The following is a 17,629-nucleotide window of genomic DNA, read 5'->3' as shown; positions in this document are numbered from 1 at the left end:
CGACAGGAACGACGAAAGGGCCCGTGCCGGACGGCACGGGCCCTTTCGGTCGACAGCGCTCAGGAGGCGAAGAACGCCCGGGGGTCGGCGACGAGCACGCCGTGCTCGGTCAGCCGCTCGATCAGGCCCGACGGCGAGGCGTCGTAGACGATCGCCAGGGCCCGCAGGTCGTCGGCGCGGATCGACAGGACGCGGCCGTTGTAGTCACCGCGCTGCTGCTGGATCGCGCGGGCGTACCGGGCGACGTAGGCGAGATCCTCCGAAGCCTCGTCGTAGAGCCGCTCGAGATCCAGCACGATCTTGCTGGTGGGCTCGTGGCGCACGCCGCTGCCGTCGGGCAGCAGCTCGGAGACGGGAACTCGGTAGAAGTCGGCCAGCTCGGCGAGACGGGACACGGTGACCGCCCGGTCGCCGCGCTCGTACGAGCCGACCACCACGGCCTTCCACCGCCCGTTCGACTTCTCCTCCACGCCCTGCAGGGACAGGCCCTGCTGCTGACGGATGGAGCGCAGGCGGGCGCCAAGCGACTTGGCGTACTCAGAGGGCATTCGGACACTCCCAGTGCTGCTCGGGGTTCTCCCGTCGATCGCTACGGAGCGTGACGGTACGGGGATTGCGACAGCCGGTCAAGTGGTCGTGACCTTCCCGTTTCGCCGTCGGGGGAGTTGTCCACATTTCGTCACCCGGACCGCGAGGTCAGCGGCCGGCGACGGTCGGTGCGGTGACCACTGGTAACGTGGCCGGGAGCCCCCGGCCGGTCCGCCCGCGGCCCGCGCCGGTCATCCGACGTCCTTTAACGACCCGTCCCGTGAGGCGGGGAAGGAGGTCCGCCGTGGCCTACCCACCGGCTGCCCGCCCGTCGACCGCCCGGCAACCCTCGGTGAAGGTGATCCTCACCAGCGCCGACGTGCAGCGCGTGGTCGACCGCATCGCACACCAGATCCTGGAGAAGACGCAGGGCGCCCAGCAGACCGTCCTGCTCGGCATCCCCACCCGGGGCGCCCCGCTCGCCCGGCGGCTCGCCGCCCGGATCAGCGCCTTCGAGGGCGTCGACGTCCCGGTCGGTGTGCTCGACATCACCCTCTACCGCGACGACCTGCGCCGGCACGCGACCCGCGCGATCGGCCCCACCGAGCTGCCCGCCGGCGGCATCGACGGCAAGCGGGTCGTGCTCGTCGACGACGTCCTCTTCTCCGGCCGCACCGTGCGCGCGGCGCTCGACGCCTTGAACGACGTCGGCCGCCCCGCGTCGGTCCAGCTCGCGGTCCTGGTCGACCGCGGCCACCGCGAGCTGCCCATCCGCGCCGACTACGTCGGCAAGAACATCCCGACCTCGCTCGCCGAGAGCGTGAAGGTCACCCTCGCGGAGACCGACGGCGCCGACGAGGTCAAGCTCTACGGGGGCAACTCATGATCCGGCACCTGCTCTCCGGCGCCGACCTGGACGCCGACACCGCCACCCAGATCCTGGACACCGCCGCCGAGATGGCCACCGTGGCCGGCCGCGAGGTGAAGAAACTGCCCGCGCTGCGTGGCCGGACCGTGGTGAACCTCTTCTACGAGGACTCCACCCGCACCCGCATCTCGTTCGAGGCGGCCGCCAAGCGACTCAGCGCCGACGTGATCAACTTCTCGGCGAAGGGCTCCAGCGTCGCCAAGGGCGAGAGCCTGAAGGACACCGCGCTCACCCTCCAGGCCATGGGCGCCGACGCGGTCGTCGTCCGGCACCCCGCGTCGGGCGCCCCGCACCGGCTCGCCGACTGGGTGGACGGCTCGGTGGTGAACGCCGGCGACGGCACCCACGAGCACCCGACCCAGGCGCTGCTGGACGCGTACACGATGCGCTCCCGGCTGGGCCGGCTCGCCGGCCTGTCGGTCGCGGTGGTCGGTGACGTGCTGCACAGCCGGGTCGCGCGCTCCAACGTCCTGCTGCTGTCCACGCTCGGCGCCAAGGTCACCCTGGTCGGCCCGCCCACGCTGATCCCGGTGGACATCGCCGCGGCGCTCGCGCCCGGCACCGACGTCTCCTACGACCTGGACGCGGTGCTGCCGCACTCGGACGTGGTGATGATGCTGCGGGTGCAGCGCGAGCGCATGAACGACTCGTACTTCCCGTCCGCCCGCGAGTACGCGCGCCGCTTCGGCCTGGACGGCCCGCGCATGCGCCGGCTGCCCGAGCACGCGATCGTCATGCACCCCGGCCCGATGAACCGGGGCATGGAGATCACACCCGAGGTGGCCGACTCGCCCCGCTCCACAATCGTCGAACAGGTCGCCAACGGCGTCTCCGTCCGGATGGCCGTCCTCTACCTGCTGCTCGGAGGGAACAACCGGTGACCGCGTACCTAATCACCAACGTGAGTGTCGTCGGCGGCGAGCCGACCGACCTGCTGATCCGCGACGGCGTCGTGGCCGAGACCGGCGCGGGCCTTTCCGCGCCGGACGCCACCGTCGTCGACGGCACCGGCCTGGTAGCCCTGCCCGGCCTGGTCGACCTGCACACCCACCTGCGCGAACCCGGCCGGGAGGACGCCGAGACCGTCGAGACCGGGTCCCGGGCGGCCGCGCTCGGCGGCTACACGGCGGTCTGCGCGATGGCGAACACCTCGCCGGTCGCCGACACCGCCGGCGTGGTCGAGCAGGTGTGGCGGCTCGGCCGGGAGGCCGGGCTGGTCGACGTGCAGCCGGTCGGGGCGGTCACCGTCGGCCTGGCCGGCGAGCACCTGGCGGAGCTGGGCGCGATGGCCGACTCCGCCGCCCGGGTGCGGATCTTCTCCGACGACGGGCACTGCGTCGCCGACCCGCGGCTGATGCGCCGGGCCCTGGAGTACGTGAAGGCGTTCGACGGCATCATCGCCCAGCACGCGGAGGAGCCCCGGCTGACCGAGGGCGCCCAGATGCACGAGGGGGAGGTCGCCACCCGCCTCGGCCTGACCGGCTGGCCGGCGGTCGCCGAGGAGGCGATCATCGCCCGGGACGTGCTGCTCGCCGAGCACGTGGGCAGCCGGCTGCACGTCTGCCACGTCTCCACCGCCGGCAGCGTCGAGGTGCTGCGCCAGGCCAAGGCCCGGGGCGTCCGGGTCACCGCCGAGGTCACCCCGCACCACCTGCTGCTCACCGACGAGGTCGTGAGCGGGAGGAGTGAGCTCGCGAGCCCCGCACTCGCGAACAACTGGAGCCCAGCCGGCGCCTACGACCCCGTCTTCAAGGTCAACCCGCCGCTGCGCACCGCCACCGACGTCGCGGCCCTGCGCGCCGCGCTGGCCGAGGGCGTCATCGACATCATCGCCACCGACCACGCCCCGCACGCCGTGGAGGACAAGGAGTGCGAGTGGGCGTACGCCCGGCCGGGCATGCTCGGCCTGGAGACGGCGCTGTCGATCGCGCTGGACGTGCTGGGCCCGCAGTGGGACCTCATCGCCGAGCGGATGTCCCGGGCGCCGGCCCGGATCGCCGGCCTGGCCGAGCACGGGCACGACCCGGCGCCGGGCGTACCGGCGAACCTGACCCTGGTGGACCCGGCCGCCCGCCGCACCATCGAGCCGGCCGAGCTGGCCAGCCGCAGTCGCAACACACCGTATGCCCGCATGACGCTGCCGGGTCGCATCGTGGCGACCTTCCTGCGCGGCGAGGCGACGGTCCTGGACGGAAAGGCGGTTCGGTGAGCGCGAGGAATGCAGCGGGGCGGAGCCCCGCAGTCGCGAACGAAAGGGCGGTCAAGTGACCCGCAGACGATCCGCGATCCTCGTCCTCGAGGACGGGCGCACCTTCCACGGCGAGGCGTACGGCAGCGTGGGGGAGACCTTCGGCGAGGCGGTCTTCAACACCGGCATGACCGGTTACCAGGAAACGCTCACCGACCCGTCCTACCACCGGCAGGTGGTGGTGCAGACCGCCCCGCACATCGGCAACACCGGGGTCAACGACGAGGACGACGAGTCCGGCCGGATCTGGGTCGCCGGGTACGTGGTCCGCGACCCCGCCCGGATCGGCTCGAACTGGCGCTCCTCCGGGGGCCTGGAGGACCGGCTCGCCGCCGAGGGCGTGGTCGGCATCTCCGGAGTCGACACCCGGGCGCTGACCCGGCACCTGCGTGAGCGCGGCGCGATGCGGGTCGGCGTGTCCAGCGTCGAGACCGACCCGCGGGCGCTGCTGGCCCGGGTCCGCCGGTCGCCGCAGATGGTCGGCGCGGACCTCTCCGCCGAGGTGACCACCCCGAAGCCGTACGTCGTCGAGGCGGAGGGGGAACACCGCTTCACCGTCGCCGCCCTCGACCTCGGCATCAAGCGCAACGTGCCGCGGCGGCTCGCCGCCCGGGGCGTGACCACCCACGTGCTGCCGGCGCACTCGACCGTCGAGGACCTGCTGGCCACCGGCGCGGACGCGGTGTTCCTCTCGCCCGGTCCGGGCGACCCGGCGACCGCCGACGGGCCGGTCACGCTGGCCCGGGAGGTGCTGACGCGCAAGGTGCCGCTGTTCGGCATCTGCTTCGGCAGCCAGATCCTCGGCCGGGCGCTCGGCTTCGGCACGTACAAGCTGGGCTACGGCCACCGCGGAATCAACCAGCCGGTGCTCGACCGGGCCACCGGCAAGGTCGAGGTGACCAGCCACAACCACGGGTTCGCCGTCGCGTTCCCCGGCGCCGAGCCGGGGGCGGTCGTACCGAACCAGGTGATCGACACCGAGTTCGGCGGGGTCGAGGTCTCGCACGTGTGCCTCAATGACAACGTGGTCGAGGGGCTGCGGGCGAAGGACGTGCCCGCCTTCACCGTCCAGTACCACCCGGAGGCGGCGGCCGGCCCGCACGACGCGGACTACCTCTTCGACCGCTTCGCCGAGCTCATCGAGGGGCGTACCCATGCCTAAGCGGACCGACCTCAAGCACGTCCTGGTGATCGGCTCCGGGCCGATCGTCATCGGGCAGGCCTGCGAGTTCGACTACTCGGGCACCCAGGCGTGCCGGGTGCTGCGCAGCGAGGGGATCCGGGTCAGCCTGGTCAACTCGAACCCGGCGACGATCATGACCGACCCGGAGTTCGCCGACGCCACGTACGTCGAGCCGATCACCCCGGAGTTCGTCGAGCTGGTGATCGCGAAGGAGCGGCCGGACGCGGTGCTGCCCACCCTGGGCGGCCAGACCGCGCTGAACACGGCCGTCGCGCTGCACGAGGCCGGCGTCCTGGAGAAGTACGGCGTCGAGCTGATCGGCGCGAACATCGACGCGATCCGCCGCGGCGAGGACCGGCAGCTGTTCAAGGACATCGTCGCCAAGGCGGGCGTCCGGATCGGCGTCGAGGACCCGGCGGCGCTGGTGCCGCGCTCCCGGGTCTGCCACTCGATGGACGAGGTCCGCGAGACCGTCGGTGAGCTGGGCCTGCCGGTGGTGATCCGGCCGTCGTTCACGATGGGCGGTCTCGGCTCCGGCATGGCGCACAGCGACGAGGACCTGGAGCGCATCGCCGGCGCCGGCCTGGCCGCCAGCCCGGTGCACGAGGTGCTCATCGAGGAGAGCGTGCTCGGCTGGAAGGAGTACGAGCTCGAGCTCATGCGCGACCGCCACGACAACGTGGTGGTCGTGTGCTCGATCGAGAACGTCGACCCGATGGGCGTGCACACCGGTGACAGCGTGACCGTGGCCCCGGCCATGACGCTCACCGACCGGGAGTACCAGCGCCTGCGGGACCTGGGCATCGCGGTGCTGCGCGAGGTCGGCGTGGACACCGGCGGCTGCAACATCCAGTTCGCGGTCAACCCGGCCGACGGCCGGATCGTCGTGATCGAGATGAACCCCCGGGTGTCGCGCTCGTCGGCGCTCGCCTCGAAGGCGACCGGCTTCCCGATCGCGAAGATCGCCGCGAAGCTCGCCATCGGCTACACCCTCGACGAGATCCCCAACGACATCACCCTGAAGACCCCGGCGGCGTTCGAGCCGACGCTGGACTACGTGGTGGTGAAGATCCCCCGGTTCGCGTTCGAGAAGTTCCCCGGCGCCGACCCCGAGCTCACCACGACGATGAAGTCGGTGGGCGAGGCGATGAGCCTGGGCCGCAACTTCACCGAGGCGCTGAACAAGGCGATGCGCTCGATGGAGACGAAGGCGGCCGGCTTTTGGACGTTGCCCGACCCGGCCGGCGCCACCAAGGAGAACACGCTCGCCGCGTTGCGCATGCCGCACGACGGGCGGCTCTACACCGTCGAGCGGGCGCTGCGCCTCGGCGCGTCGATCGCCGAGGTCGCCGCGGCGTCCGGCGGGATGGACCCGTGGTTCCTCGACCAGATCGCCGCCCTCGTCGAGCTGCGCGCGGAGATCGTCGACGCCCCGGTGCTCGACGCCGACCTGCTGCGCCGGGCGAAGCGGGCGGGCCTGTCCGACCGGCAGCTCGCGGCGCTGCGGCCCGAGCTGGCCGCCGAGGACGGCGTACGCACCTTGCGGCACCGCCTCGGTGTCCGGCCGGTCTACAAGACCGTGGACACCTGCGCGGCGGAGTTCGAGGCGACCACTCCGTACCACTACTCGTCGTACGACTCGGAGACCGAGGTGGTCGGCTCGGCCCGGCCGAAGGTGCTCATCCTCGGCTCCGGGCCGAACCGGATCGGGCAGGGCATCGAGTTCGACTACTCCTGCGTGCACGCGGTGATGGCGCTGCGGGACGTCGGCTTCGAGACCGTGATGGTCAACTGCAACCCGGAGACCGTCTCCACCGACTACGACACCGCCGACCGCCTCTACTTCGAGCCGCTGACGTTCGAGGACGTGCTCGAGGTGTGGCACGCCGAGGACTCCTCCGGCCGGGCGGTCGGCGGCCCGGGCGTGGTCGGGGTGGTCGTGCAGCTGGGCGGTCAGACCCCGCTGGGTCTGGCGCAGCGTCTCAAGGACGCGGGGGTGCCGGTGGTCGGCACCTCGCCGGAGTCGATCCACCTGGCCGAGGAGCGGGGCGCGTTCGGCTCCCTGCTGGCCCGTGCCGGGCTGCGTGCCCCGGCGCACGGCACCGCCACCTCGTACGACGAGGCGAAGGCGATCGCCGACGAGATCGGCTACCCGGTGCTGGTGCGCCCGTCGTACGTGCTCGGCGGGCGGGGCATGGAGATCGTCTACGACGACGCCACGCTGCGCGGCTACATCGGCCGGGCCACCGACATCTCGCCGGACCACCCGGTGCTGGTGGACAGCTTCCTCGATGACGCGATCGAGATCGACGTGGACGCGCTCTGCGACGCCGACGGCGAGGTCTACCTCGGTGGCGTGATGGAGCACATCGAGGAGGCCGGTATCCACTCCGGCGACTCGTCCTGCGCCCTGCCGCCGATCACGCTCGCCGGCTCGCACGTGACCCAGGTACGCCGTTACACCGAGGCGATCGCCCGGGGCATCGGCGTGCGCGGCCTGCTCAACGTGCAGTACGCGCTCAAGGACGACCAGCTGTGGGTGTTGGAGGCCAACCCGCGGGCCTCGCGTACCGTGCCGTTCGTATCGAAGGCCACGGCGGTGCCCCTGGCGAAGGCGGCGGCCCGCATCGCGCTCGGCGCCACCATCGCCGAGCTGCGCGCGGAGGGTCTGCTGCCGCCCAGCGGGGACGGCGGCTCGCTGCCGCCGGACGCGCCGATCGCGGTGAAGGAGGCGGTGCTGCCGTTCAAGCGGTTCCGCACCCCGACCGGCAAGGGCATCGACTCGCTGCTCGGGCCGGAGATGAAGTCCACCGGCGAGGTGATGGGCATCGACACGTCCTTCGGGCACGCGTTCGCCAAGTCGCAGTCCGCCGCGTACGGCTCGCTGCCCACGGCGGGGCGGATCTTCGTGTCGGTGGCCAACCGGGACAAGCGCGGCATGATCTTCCCGATCAAGCGCCTCGCGGACCTGGGCTTCGAGATCGTCGCGACCACCGGCACCGCCGAGGTGCTGCGCCGGCACGGCATCGCCTGCGAGCAGATCCGCAAGCACTACGAGTCCGGTGCGGGCGAGGACGCGGTCTCGCTGATCCTCTCCGGTGACGTGGCGCTGGTGGTGAACACCCCGCAGGGCTCCGGCGCGAGCGCCCGCTCGGACGGGTACGAGATCCGCAGCGCCGCGGTGACCGCCGACATCCCCTGCATCACGACGGTTCCCGGCGCGGCGGCAGCGGTGATGGGCATCGAGGCACGCATCCGCGGCGACATGCAGGTCCGCCCCCTGCAGTCCCTGCACGCGTCCCTGCGAGCTGACCGGTGATCCCCCACCACCCCGCGTTGATCATGAAGTTGTTGTCGCGACACGCCGGTGACTCGCGCTACAACTTCATGATCAGCGGAAGTGGACGTGGACGTGGGTTTGGGGGTGGGCGGTGATCTTCGAGCGGGCGGTCCGGCCGGTGCTGTTCCGGGTGGGCCGGGGGGACGCGGAGGCGGCGCACGAGTTCACCCTGCGCCGGCTCGGCCGGCTCGGCCGGTCACCCTTCGCGCTGGCCGCGCTGCGGGCGCGGTACGCCGTCGCGGCGCCCCGGACGGTGTTCGGCGTACGGTTCCCGAACCCGGTGGGGCTGGCCGCCGGGATGGACAAGGACGGCGTGGCCCTGCCGGCGTGGCCGGCCCTGGGCTTCGGTTTCGTCGAGATCGGCACGGTCACCGCCCACCCGCAGCCGGGCAACCCGCGGCCCCGGCTGTTCCGGCTGCGCGACAGCGAGGCCGTGGTCAACCGGATGGGCTTCAACAACGCCGGCGCCGAGGCGCTCGCGGCGCGGCTCGCGGCGCTGCCCCGCCCGATCGGGGTGCCGCTGGGCATCTCGCTGGGCAAGTCCAAGGTCACCCCGCTCGAGGAGGCGGTCGAGGACTACCGGGCGTCGTACCTCGCCCTGCGCGAGCACGGTGACTACTTCGCGGTCAACGTCTCGTCGCCGAACACCCCCGGCCTGCGGTCGCTGCAGGACAAGGCTCACCTGGACGCACTGCTCGCGGCGCTGGTGGGGGAGAAGCCGGTGCTGGTCAAGATCGCACCGGATCTCACCGAGCCGGCGATCGCGGAGCTGCTGGAGGTGTGCCTGGCCCGGGGCGCGGCCGGGGTGATCGCCACCAACACCACCCTCGCCCGCGACGGGCTCGCCCCGGCGGATCGGGTGCGGGGCGCGGAGGTGGGCGGCCTGTCGGGTCGCCCCTTGGCGGCGCGAGCCCGCGAGGTGGTCGCGTTCGTGCACCGGGAGACCGGCGGCCGGCTGCCGATCGTCGGCGTCGGCGGGATCGTCGACCCTGACGACGCCACTCGGATGTTCGACGCCGGGGCTTCCCTGATCCAGCTCTACACCGGCTTCATCTACCGTGGCCCGGCCCTGGTCCGCGCCGCCGTCCACGCCACAACCCGGACCCCGACCCCAACCCCCACCGCCCCGCGGTGACCCACCCGGCGGGGGGAGCGAAGGAGTGCTGTGAGGGCTGAGGAGATTTCCGCTCTCGACGCGGCGCACGTGTGGCACCCGTACTCCGCCGTGCCGCCCCGCAGCGCGCCGTACGTCGTGGAGAGCGCCTCGGGGGTCCGGCTACGGCTCGCCGACGGGCGGGAACTGGTCGACGGGATGTCGTCGTGGTGGGCGGCGATCCACGGCTACCGGCACCCGGTGCTGGACGCGGCGGTGACCGACCAGCTCGGGCGGATGAGCCACGTGATGTTCGGCGGGCTGACCCACGAGCCGGCCGTCACGCTGGCCCGTAACCTCGTCGAGCTCGCCCCCGACGGTTTGGAGCACGTCTTCCTGGCCGACTCCGGTTCGGTGAGCGTCGAGGTGGCCGTCAAGATGTGCCTGCAGTACCAGCGGGCCACCGGCCGGCCGGAGCGCCGCCGGCTGGGCACCTGGCGGGGCGGCTACCACGGCGACACGTTCCACCCGATGAGTGTCTGCGACCCCGAGGGCGGCATGCACCACCTCTGGGGGGACGTGCTGCCCCGCCAGGTGTTCGCCCCGGTGCCGCCCGGCGGGTTCGACACGCCGCCCGACCCGGCGTACGAGGCGGCCCTCGCCGACGCCGTCGCCGAGCACGCGCACGAGCTCGCCGCGGTCATCGTCGAGCCGGTGGTCCAGGGCGCCGGCGGCATGCGGTTCCACCACCCGCGGTACCTGCGGGTGCTGCGGGAGGCCACCCGCGCGCACGGCATCCTGCTGATCTTCGACGAGATCGCCACCGGCTTCGGCCGCACCGGCGCGATGTTCGCCGCCGAGCACGCCGGAATCGCGCCCGACGTGCTCTGCGTGGGCAAGGCTCTCACCGGGGGGTACCTGACCCTGGCCGCGGCGCTGTGCACGGCGGAGGTCGCCCGGGGCATCTCCGCCGCCGGCGTGCTCGCCCACGGTCCCACGTTCATGGGCAACCCGCTCGCCTGCGCGGTCGCCAACGCCTCCCTGGGCCTGCTGCGCGGCGGCGACTGGCGGGCGCAGGTGGCCCGCGTCGAGGCGGGCCTGCGGGCGGGTCTGGAGCCGCTGCGCGGCGCGACCGGCGTCGCGGACGTCCGGGTGCTCGGCGCGATCGGCGTCGTGCAACTCGACCGCGAGGTGGACCTGCCGGCGGCCACCGCCGCCGCTGTCGCGGAGGGCGTCTGGCTGCGGCCGTTCCGGGACCTGGTCTACACCATGCCCCCGTACGTCACCGACGACGCCGACCTGGCCCGGATCGCCGCCGGGGTCGCCGCCGCGGTGAAGGCGGGCTGAGCCACCGGTTCGGCCCTCCTGGAGTACGCCCGACCCGGGGTTCGGGCGGAGCACGAGGACGCGGACGGCGCCCGCCGCCCGCCCGACCGAGGCGCCCGGGTTCCGGGCGCGGGAAAGAGGGATCGGCCATGGAGAGCTTCGGCGCCCGGCTGCACCGGGCCGTCAGCGAGCGGGGTCCGCTCTGCGTGGGCATCGACCCGCACCCGGGTCTGCTCGCCCGGTGGGGCCTCGACGACGACGTACGCGGCCTCGAACGGTTCGCCGGCACCGTCGTCGACGCCTTGGGCGACCGGGTCGCGGTGGTCAAGCCCCAGTCGGCCTTTTTCGAACGTTTCGGCGCACGTGGCGCGGCAATCCTTGAGTCAACTATCCGACAGTTACGAAATTGTGGCTCGCTCGTTCTGCTCGACGTCAAGCGTGGCGACATCGGCTCGACGGTCGCGGCGTACGCCTCCGCGTACCTCGATCCATCGAGCCCAATGTATGTCGACGCGGTGACGGCGAGCCCGTATCTCGGGGTCGGCTCGCTCGCTCCGATGTTCGAGCTGGCCGCCGCGCACGGCGGCGGGGTCTTCGTGCTCGCCCTCACCTCCAACCCCGAGGGGGCGGCCGTGCAGCGGGCGCGCGCGGCCGACGGGCGGACCGTCGCGCAGACCGTCATCGACGAGATTTCCCAGCTCAACGCCGGTGCGGAGCCGATGGGCAGCTTCGGTCTGGTGGTCGGGGCGACCATCGGCGCGACCGGCCACGACCTGTCCTCGGTCAACGGTCCGCTGCTCGCCCCGGGGCTCGGAGCGCAGGGCGCGACGGCCTCCGACCTGCGGGTCGTCTTCGGATCCAGCCTGCCCGCCGTGCTCCCCTCGTACTCCCGGGAGGTGCTGGGCGCGGGCCCCGACGTGGCCGCGCTGCGGGCCGCGGCGGACCGGGCGCTGGCCGACTGCCGGTCCGCCCTCGCCGGCTCTGACTGACTGACGGCTCGGTCACTTTCCGTTGATCATCGCGCGTCCACGTTGCCGAAAGCTCCGCTGACCGCTAGTTTTCCCCGCGCTGGGAACCAAGAGCCCCTTGGTTCACAGCGACACCACGTTTCACAGTGCGGCGGTGCGACCCGCCCGTCGCGATAGGGACCTGAGGAGAACTGGTGCCGCTCCCGTCACTGACCCCCGAGCAGCGCGCAGCCGCGCTGGAGAAGGCCGCGGAGATCCGCAAGGCCCGTGCTGAGCTGAAGGAGCAGCTCAAGCAGGGCAAGACCACCCTCGGAGCCGTTCTCGAGCGGGCCGAGTCCGACGATGTCGTCGGCAAGCTGAAGGTGTCCGCCGTCCTGCAGGCGATGCCGGGCATCGGCAAGATCCGGGCGACCCAGATCATGGAGAAGCTCAAGATCGCCGACAGTCGGCGCCTGCGTGGCCTCGGCGAGCAGCAGCGCAAGGCCCTGCTTGGAGAGTTCGCCGCCAACTGACGTCGGCAGCCGTGTAGAAACAAGCAGTGAGCACGGATGGCGAGGCGCGTCCGCCGGCTCGGCTCACTGTCCTGGCCGGGCCCTCGGGTTCCGGCCGGGACGGTGTGGTCGAGCTGGTCCGGGCGCGCTCTCCCGCCGTCTGGACGCCGGTGCCGGTGACCACCCGGCCCCGGCGCGAGCACGAGGTGGACGGCGTCGACCGGTTGTTCGTCGACCCGGTCGAGTTCGACCGTCTCCTCGCCGCCGGCGGTCTGCTGGAGTGGAGCCGGATGGGCCCGCACCGCCGCGGCACGCCGTCCGAGCCGCTGCGGTCGCGGCTGGCCGCCGGCGATCCGGTCCTGCTGCCGCTGGACCTGGCCGGCGCGCTGCTGGTCCGCGGGGCGCTGCCGGAGGCCCGGCTGGTCCTGCTGCACCCGCCCGGGTACATTCCCGATCCGGTCACCGCGGCGCACTTCGAACACACCGTGGCGCACGACCTGACCGAGCGGGTCGTGGACAAGCTGGTAGGATTGTTCGGTTCTTCCTTCCTGGCTCCGGCGCGGCCGCGCGTGCGCGGTTGACCGCCAGCACCGCGAGCGGTGCGACAGACACAGAGGTCAACACAGTGGGATCCATCGCCACCAACCCCGAAGGCATCACCAACCCGCCGATCGACGAGCTTCTCGAGAAGACCACGTCGAAGTACGCGCTTGTCATCTTCGCCGCCAAGCGGGCGCGGCAGGTGAACGCCTACTACAGCCAGCTCGGCGAGGGCCTGCTGGAGTACGTCGGCCCGCTGGTCGAGACCACCCCGCAGGAGAAGCCGCTCTCCATCGCCATGCGCGAGATCAACGCGGGCCTGCTCACCGCTGAGCCCACCGACCAGCCGTAACACGAACCCTCGGATGTCCCCCCGGATCGTCCTCGGGGTCGGCGGCGGCATCGCCGCGTACAAGGCCTGCGAGCTGCTGCGACTGTTCACCGAGTCGGGTCACCGGGTCCGGGTCGTGCCGACCGCGTCGGCGCTCCGCTTCGTCGGGGCGCCGACCTGGGCGGCCCTGTCCGGGCAGCCGGTGGCCGACGACGTCTGGTCCGACGTCCACGAGGTGCCGCACGTGCGGCTCGGCCAGCAGGCCGACCTGGTGGTGGTGGCGCCGGCCACCGCCGACCTGCTCGCGAAGGCCGCCCACGGGCTCGCCGACGACCTGCTGACCAACACCCTGCTCACGGCCCGCTGCCCGGTCGTGCTGGCGCCCGCCATGCACACCGAGATGTGGGAGCACCCCGCGACCGTTGCCAACGTCGCGACCCTGCGGGCCCGCGGGGTCCGGGTGATCGAGCCGGCGGTCGGCCGGCTCACCGGCGTCGACACCGGCAAGGGACGGCTGCCCGACCCGGCGGAGATCTTCGCGGTGGCCCGGCGTGCCCTCGCCCGTGGCGTCGCCGCTCCGGCGGACCTCGCGGAACGGCACGTGGTGGTGACCGCCGGCGGCACCCGTGAACCGCTCGACCCGGTGCGCTTCCTCGGCAACCGCTCCTCCGGCAAGCAGGGGTACGCGTTCGCCCGCGCCGCCGTGGCCCGGGGCGCCCGGGTGACCCTGATCTCCGCCAACGTCTCGCTTCCCGACCCGGCCGGCGCGGATGTGGTGCGGGTCGGCACGACCGCCGAGTTGCGGGAGGCGACGCTGAAGGCCGCCGCCGAAGCGGACGCGGTGGTCATGGCGGCAGCTCCCGCCGATTTCCGCCCGGCGACGTACGCGACTGGCAAAATCAAGAAATCGGACGACGGCAGCGCACCCACCATCGAGCTCGTGACGAATCCCGACATCGCCGCCGAGCTCGGCCAGCGCCGCCGTCCGGAGCAGGTGCTGGTGGTGTTCGCCGCGGAGACCGGCGACGCCGAGGCCAACGGCCGGGCCAAGCTCGCCCGCAAGCGGGCGGACCTCATCGTCATCAACGAGGTCGGCCCGGACAAGGTCTTCGGCGCCGAGACCAACGCGGCGACCGTCATCGGCGCGGACGGCTCGGTCAGCCGGATGCCCGAGCAGTCCAAGGAAGACCTCGCCGACGGCGTCTGGGATCTCGTCGTCGCCCGGCTTCCCAGCCGTTCCTGACAGCTGGGCCGGGCGCGACCGAACGGGCCGACTCCGGACGCGGGTGACTACACTGCCGCGGAACGACGTTTCCACAACTTAGGAGTGCCGTGACACGCCGCCTCTTCACTTCCGAATCGGTCACGGAAGGTCACCCTGACAAGATCGCCGATCAGATCAGTGATGGCATCCTCGACGCGTTGCTCGCGGAGGATCCGCGGTCGCGGGTCGCGGTGGAGACGTTGATCACGACTGGTCAGGTGCATATCGCGGGTGAGGTGACCACGAAGGCGTATGCCGATATCCCGACGATCGTGCGCCGGACGATCTTGGATATCGGTTACGACTCGTCGAAGAAGGGTTTCGACGGTGCGTCCTGCGGCGTCAGCGTGTCGATCGGGGCGCAGTCGGCGGACATCGCGCAGGGGGTGGACAACGCCTTCGAGTTGCGGACCGGTGAGTCGGAGAGCGCGTTGGACGCGCAGGGCGCCGGTGATCAGGGGATGATGTTCGGTTTTGCGTGTTCGGAGACGCCGGAGTTGATGCCGTTGCCGATCGCGTTGGCGCATCGCCTGTCGCGGCGGTTGGCGCAGGTGCGTAAGGACGGGACGGTGCCGTATCTGCGGCCGGACGGTAAGACGCAGGTGACGATCGAGTATGAGGGTCTGCGGCCGGTGCGGTTGAACACGGTGGTCGTCTCCAGCCAGCACGCGGCGGACATCTCGTTGGAGTCGTTGTTGACTCCGGACGTGCGGGATCATGTGATCACGCCGGAGGTGGAGTCGCTGGGGTTGGACACCGAGGGGTACCGGTTGTTGGTGAATCCGACGGGCCGGTTTGAGATCGGTGGTCCGATGGGTGATGCGGGTCTGACCGGCCGGAAGATCATCGTGGACACGTATGGCGGGTACGCGCGTCATGGTGGTGGGGCGTTTTCGGGTAAGGATCCGTCGAAGGTGGACCGGTCGGCGGCGTACGCGATGCGGTGGGTGGCGAAGAACGTGGTCGCCGCCGGCTTGGCGGAGCGGTGTGAGGCGCAGGTGGCGTACGCGATTGGTAAGGCGCATCCGGTGAGCCTGTTCATCGAGACGTTCGGGACGGAGACGGTGCCGGTGGAGCGGATCGAGAAGGCGGTCACGGAGGTGTTCGATCTGCGGCCGGCGGCGATCATCCGGGATCTGCACCTGTTGCGGCCGATCTACGCGCAGACCGCGGCGTACGGGCACTTCGGTCGGGAGTTGCCCGACTTCACGTGGGAGAGCACCGACCGCGCCGCCGACCTCAAGTCGGTAGCGGGAGCCTGAGCGGCACCGCGCGCAGCGACCGGCGACCCGCCGAGGGGTCGCCGGTCGCTCGCGTCTGCGTCGACGTGCCGCTGGCCCACCTCGACCGCCCCTTCGACTACCTGGTGCCCGAGGCGCTCGACGCCGACGCCGTACCCGGCACCCGGGTGAAGGTCCGCTTCGCCGGTCAACTCGTCGACGGCTGGCTGCTGGAGCGGGTCGACGCCTCCGAACACCCACGGCTCGCGTACCTGGAGAAGGTCGTCTCGCCGGAACCGGTGCTCGCGCCGGAGATCGCCCGCCTGGCCCGCGCGGTCGCCGACCGCTACGCCGGCAGCCTCGCCGACGTGCTCCGGCTCGCCGTCCCGCCCCGGCACGCCCGGGTCGAGAAGGAACCGCACCAGCCCGCCGGGCCCGCCGACCTCCCGGCGCCGCAGCCCGGCCCACCGGTCGCCCCCGGCTGGCCGGACTATCCCGCCGGCCCGGCCCTGCTGCGCGCCCTCACCGAAGGCCGCGCGCCACGCGCCGTCTGGTCCGCCCTGCCCGGCGAGGACTGGCCCGCCCGCTACGCCGACGCGGTCGCCGCGACCGTCGCCGGCGGCCGGGGCGCCGTGGTGGTGGTCGGCGACGCCCGCGACCTGGACCGGCTCGACCGGGCACTGACCGCCGCGCTCGGCCCCGACCGGCACGTCCAGCTCACCGCCGCGCTCGGCCCGGCCCGCCGGTACCGGGCGTTCCTCGCCGCCCGCCGCGGCGACGTGCCCGTGGTGATCGGCACCCGGGCCGCCATGTTCGCCCCGGTGCCCCGGCTCGGCCTGGTCGCCGTCTGGGACGACGGTGACGACCTGCACGCCGAGCCCCGGGCCCCCTACCCGCACGCCCGCGAGGTGCTGCTGACCCGCGCCCAGCTCGCCGACGCCGCCGCCCTCGTGGGCGGGTACGCCCGTACCGCCGAGGCCCAACTGCTCGTCGAGACCGGCTGGGCACGCGAGGTCGTGGCCGACCGGGCCACCGTCCGGACCCGGATGCCGGCGATCGCCCCCACCGGCGACGACCCGCAGCTCGCCCGGGACCCCGGCGCGTCCACCGCCCGGCTGCCCAGCCTCGCCTGGACCGCCGCCCGGGACGCCCTGCAGGCCGGCGCGCCGGTGCTGGTCCAGGTGCCGCGGCGCGGCTACCTGCCCTCGGTGGCCTGCGCCACGTGCCGGACGCCCGCCCGCTGCCCGCACTGCGCCGGCCCGCTCGCCCTGCCGTCCGCCGAGGGCGCCCCCGCCTGCCGGTGGTGCGGGCGCGTCGCCGCCGCGTACGCCTGCCCGGAGTGCGGAGGACGGCGCCTGCGCGCCTCGGTCACCGGCGCCCGCCGGACGGCCGAGGAACTGGGTCGGGCCTTCCCGGGAGTGCCGGTGCGGACCTCCGGGCGGGAGGAGGTCCTCGAGAGCGTGCCCGCCGGCGCCGGCCTGGTCATCGCCACCCCCGGCGCCGAACCCGTCGCCGACGGCGGCTACGGCGCGGTGCTGCTGCTCGACTCGTGGGCCCTGCTGACCCGGGCCGACCTGCGCGCCGGGGAGGAGGCGCTGCGGCGCTGGCTCGCCGCCGCCGCGCTGGCCCGGCCGGCCGCGGCCGGTGGCCGGGTCGTGGTGGTCGCCGACGGCGCGCTGGCCCCGGTGCAGGCGCTCCTGCGCTGGGACGCCGGCTGGTTCGCCGCCCGGGAACTCGCCGAACGCCGGGAACTCGGCTTCCCGCCGGCGGTGCGGATGGCAAGCGTCACCGGGCCGCCGGCCGCCGTCGCGGACCTGCTCGCCGAGTCCCGGCTGCCGGCGGGCGCCGAGGTGCTGGGTCCCGTCCCCGCCGACGGGGAGCGGGAACGGATGCTGGTCCGGGTGCCCCGGGCCCGGGCCGCCGCCCTCGCCGCGGCGCTGCACGCCGCGGCCGGCGTCCGCGCCGCCCGCAAGGCCGCCGACCCGGTCCGGCTCCAGGTCGACCCGCTGACCCTGTTCTGACCCAGCGGAGATCCGTCGTGACGATCCGTCACCGGAACAGGCGTGACGGACACGCTGTGTGGGAACCCGGGAGTTCCCGGGTGATAGCATCGCCCGTCATGCCCGACTATGGCGGGAGCGCGTCGGAGCGGCGCGGTGTCGACGAGCT

At 73.0% G+C, this 17,629-nt stretch carries 15 protein-coding genes; 14 read left to right on the top strand and 1 reads right to left on the bottom strand.

Annotation, left to right across the window (positions count from 1 at the left end):
* Positions 1-59: 59 nt before the first annotated feature.
* Positions 60-548, bottom strand: coding sequence for a transcriptional regulator BldD (gene bldD / locus ABTW87_RS20580; protein WP_013285505.1), 489 nt, complete (start codon positions 546-548; stop codon positions 60-62).
* Between the two features lie 284 nt (positions 549-832).
* Between bldD and pyrR the strand changes: the two genes are divergently transcribed.
* The 14 genes from pyrR to ABTW87_RS20510 all read left to right on the top strand — a co-directional run bounded on the left by pyrR (position 833) and on the right by ABTW87_RS20510 (position 17,481).
* Complete coding sequence (gene pyrR, locus ABTW87_RS20575) at positions 833-1,414, top strand: bifunctional pyr operon transcriptional regulator/uracil phosphoribosyltransferase PyrR (protein ID WP_350652441.1); 582 nt, start codon at positions 833-835, stop codon at positions 1,412-1,414.
* Positions 1,411-2,337, top strand: coding sequence for an aspartate carbamoyltransferase catalytic subunit (locus tag ABTW87_RS20570; RefSeq protein ID WP_350652440.1), 927 nt, complete (start codon positions 1,411-1,413; stop codon positions 2,335-2,337). The genes pyrR and ABTW87_RS20570 overlap by 4 nt, the downstream gene beginning before the upstream one ends.
* A complete protein-coding gene (locus tag ABTW87_RS20565) occupies positions 2,334-3,665 on the top strand; it encodes a dihydroorotase (RefSeq protein ID WP_350652439.1) in 1,332 nt (443 codons plus the stop codon). The genes ABTW87_RS20570 and ABTW87_RS20565 overlap by 4 nt, the downstream gene beginning before the upstream one ends.
* A 55-nt stretch (positions 3,666-3,720) precedes the next feature.
* Entirely contained in the window at positions 3,721-4,866 is a 1,146-nt protein-coding gene (carA, locus tag ABTW87_RS20560; protein ID WP_350652438.1) for a glutamine-hydrolyzing carbamoyl-phosphate synthase small subunit, read from the top strand.
* Positions 4,859-8,206 (top strand): carbamoyl-phosphate synthase large subunit, encoded by a 3,348-nt coding sequence (gene carB, locus ABTW87_RS20555; RefSeq protein WP_350652437.1) that lies wholly within the window; start codon positions 4,859-4,861, stop codon positions 8,204-8,206. Before carA ends, carB begins: the two co-directional genes overlap by 8 nt.
* Before the next feature lie 112 nt (positions 8,207-8,318).
* Positions 8,319-9,362 (top strand): quinone-dependent dihydroorotate dehydrogenase, encoded by a 1,044-nt coding sequence (locus ABTW87_RS20550; RefSeq protein ID WP_350652436.1) that lies wholly within the window; start codon positions 8,319-8,321, stop codon positions 9,360-9,362.
* A gap of 30 nt (positions 9,363-9,392) precedes the next feature.
* Positions 9,393-10,667 carry an adenosylmethionine--8-amino-7-oxononanoate transaminase gene (locus tag ABTW87_RS20545; protein WP_350652435.1) on the top strand — a complete coding sequence of 425 codons (1,275 nt, stop codon included), beginning with the start codon at positions 9,393-9,395 and terminating at the stop codon, positions 10,665-10,667.
* A 128-nt stretch (positions 10,668-10,795) separates the two neighbouring features.
* A complete protein-coding gene (gene pyrF, locus ABTW87_RS20540; protein ID WP_350652434.1) occupies positions 10,796-11,635 on the top strand; it encodes an orotidine-5'-phosphate decarboxylase in 840 nt (279 codons plus the stop codon).
* A 173-nt stretch (positions 11,636-11,808) separates the two neighbouring features.
* The gene (gene mihF, locus ABTW87_RS20535; RefSeq protein WP_007458370.1) at positions 11,809-12,126 is read left to right on the top strand and encodes an integration host factor, actinobacterial type; all 318 of its coding nucleotides are present in this window, start codon (positions 11,809-11,811) and stop codon (positions 12,124-12,126) included.
* A gap of 26 nt (positions 12,127-12,152) precedes the next feature.
* Entirely contained in the window at positions 12,153-12,686 is a 534-nt protein-coding gene (locus tag ABTW87_RS20530) for a nucleoside/nucleotide kinase family protein (RefSeq protein WP_350652433.1), read from the top strand.
* A gap of 44 nt (positions 12,687-12,730) precedes the next feature.
* Positions 12,731-12,997, top strand: coding sequence for a DNA-directed RNA polymerase subunit omega (gene rpoZ / locus ABTW87_RS20525; RefSeq protein WP_013285517.1), 267 nt, complete (start codon positions 12,731-12,733; stop codon positions 12,995-12,997).
* Between the two features lie 13 nt (positions 12,998-13,010).
* On the top strand, positions 13,011-14,219 hold the full coding sequence (coaBC, locus tag ABTW87_RS20520) for a bifunctional phosphopantothenoylcysteine decarboxylase/phosphopantothenate--cysteine ligase CoaBC (RefSeq protein ID WP_350652432.1): 1,209 nt from the start codon (positions 13,011-13,013) through the stop codon (positions 14,217-14,219).
* Between the two features lie 89 nt (positions 14,220-14,308).
* Positions 14,309-15,502 (top strand): methionine adenosyltransferase, encoded by a 1,194-nt coding sequence (metK, locus tag ABTW87_RS20515; RefSeq protein ID WP_350652431.1) that lies wholly within the window; start codon positions 14,309-14,311, stop codon positions 15,500-15,502.
* On the top strand, positions 15,499-17,481 hold the full coding sequence (locus tag ABTW87_RS20510; RefSeq protein WP_350652475.1) for a primosomal protein N': 1,983 nt from the start codon (positions 15,499-15,501) through the stop codon (positions 17,479-17,481). Before metK ends, ABTW87_RS20510 begins: the two co-directional genes overlap by 4 nt.
* Positions 17,482-17,629: the final 148 nt, after the last annotated feature.

The organism is Micromonospora sp. NPDC126480 (assembly GCF_040302465.1).
Taxonomy (GTDB): domain Bacteria; phylum Actinomycetota; class Actinomycetes; order Mycobacteriales; family Micromonosporaceae; genus Micromonospora.
The sequence above is the reverse complement of the archived record's forward strand: the minus strand, read 5'-3'. Positions and strand labels throughout refer to the sequence as shown.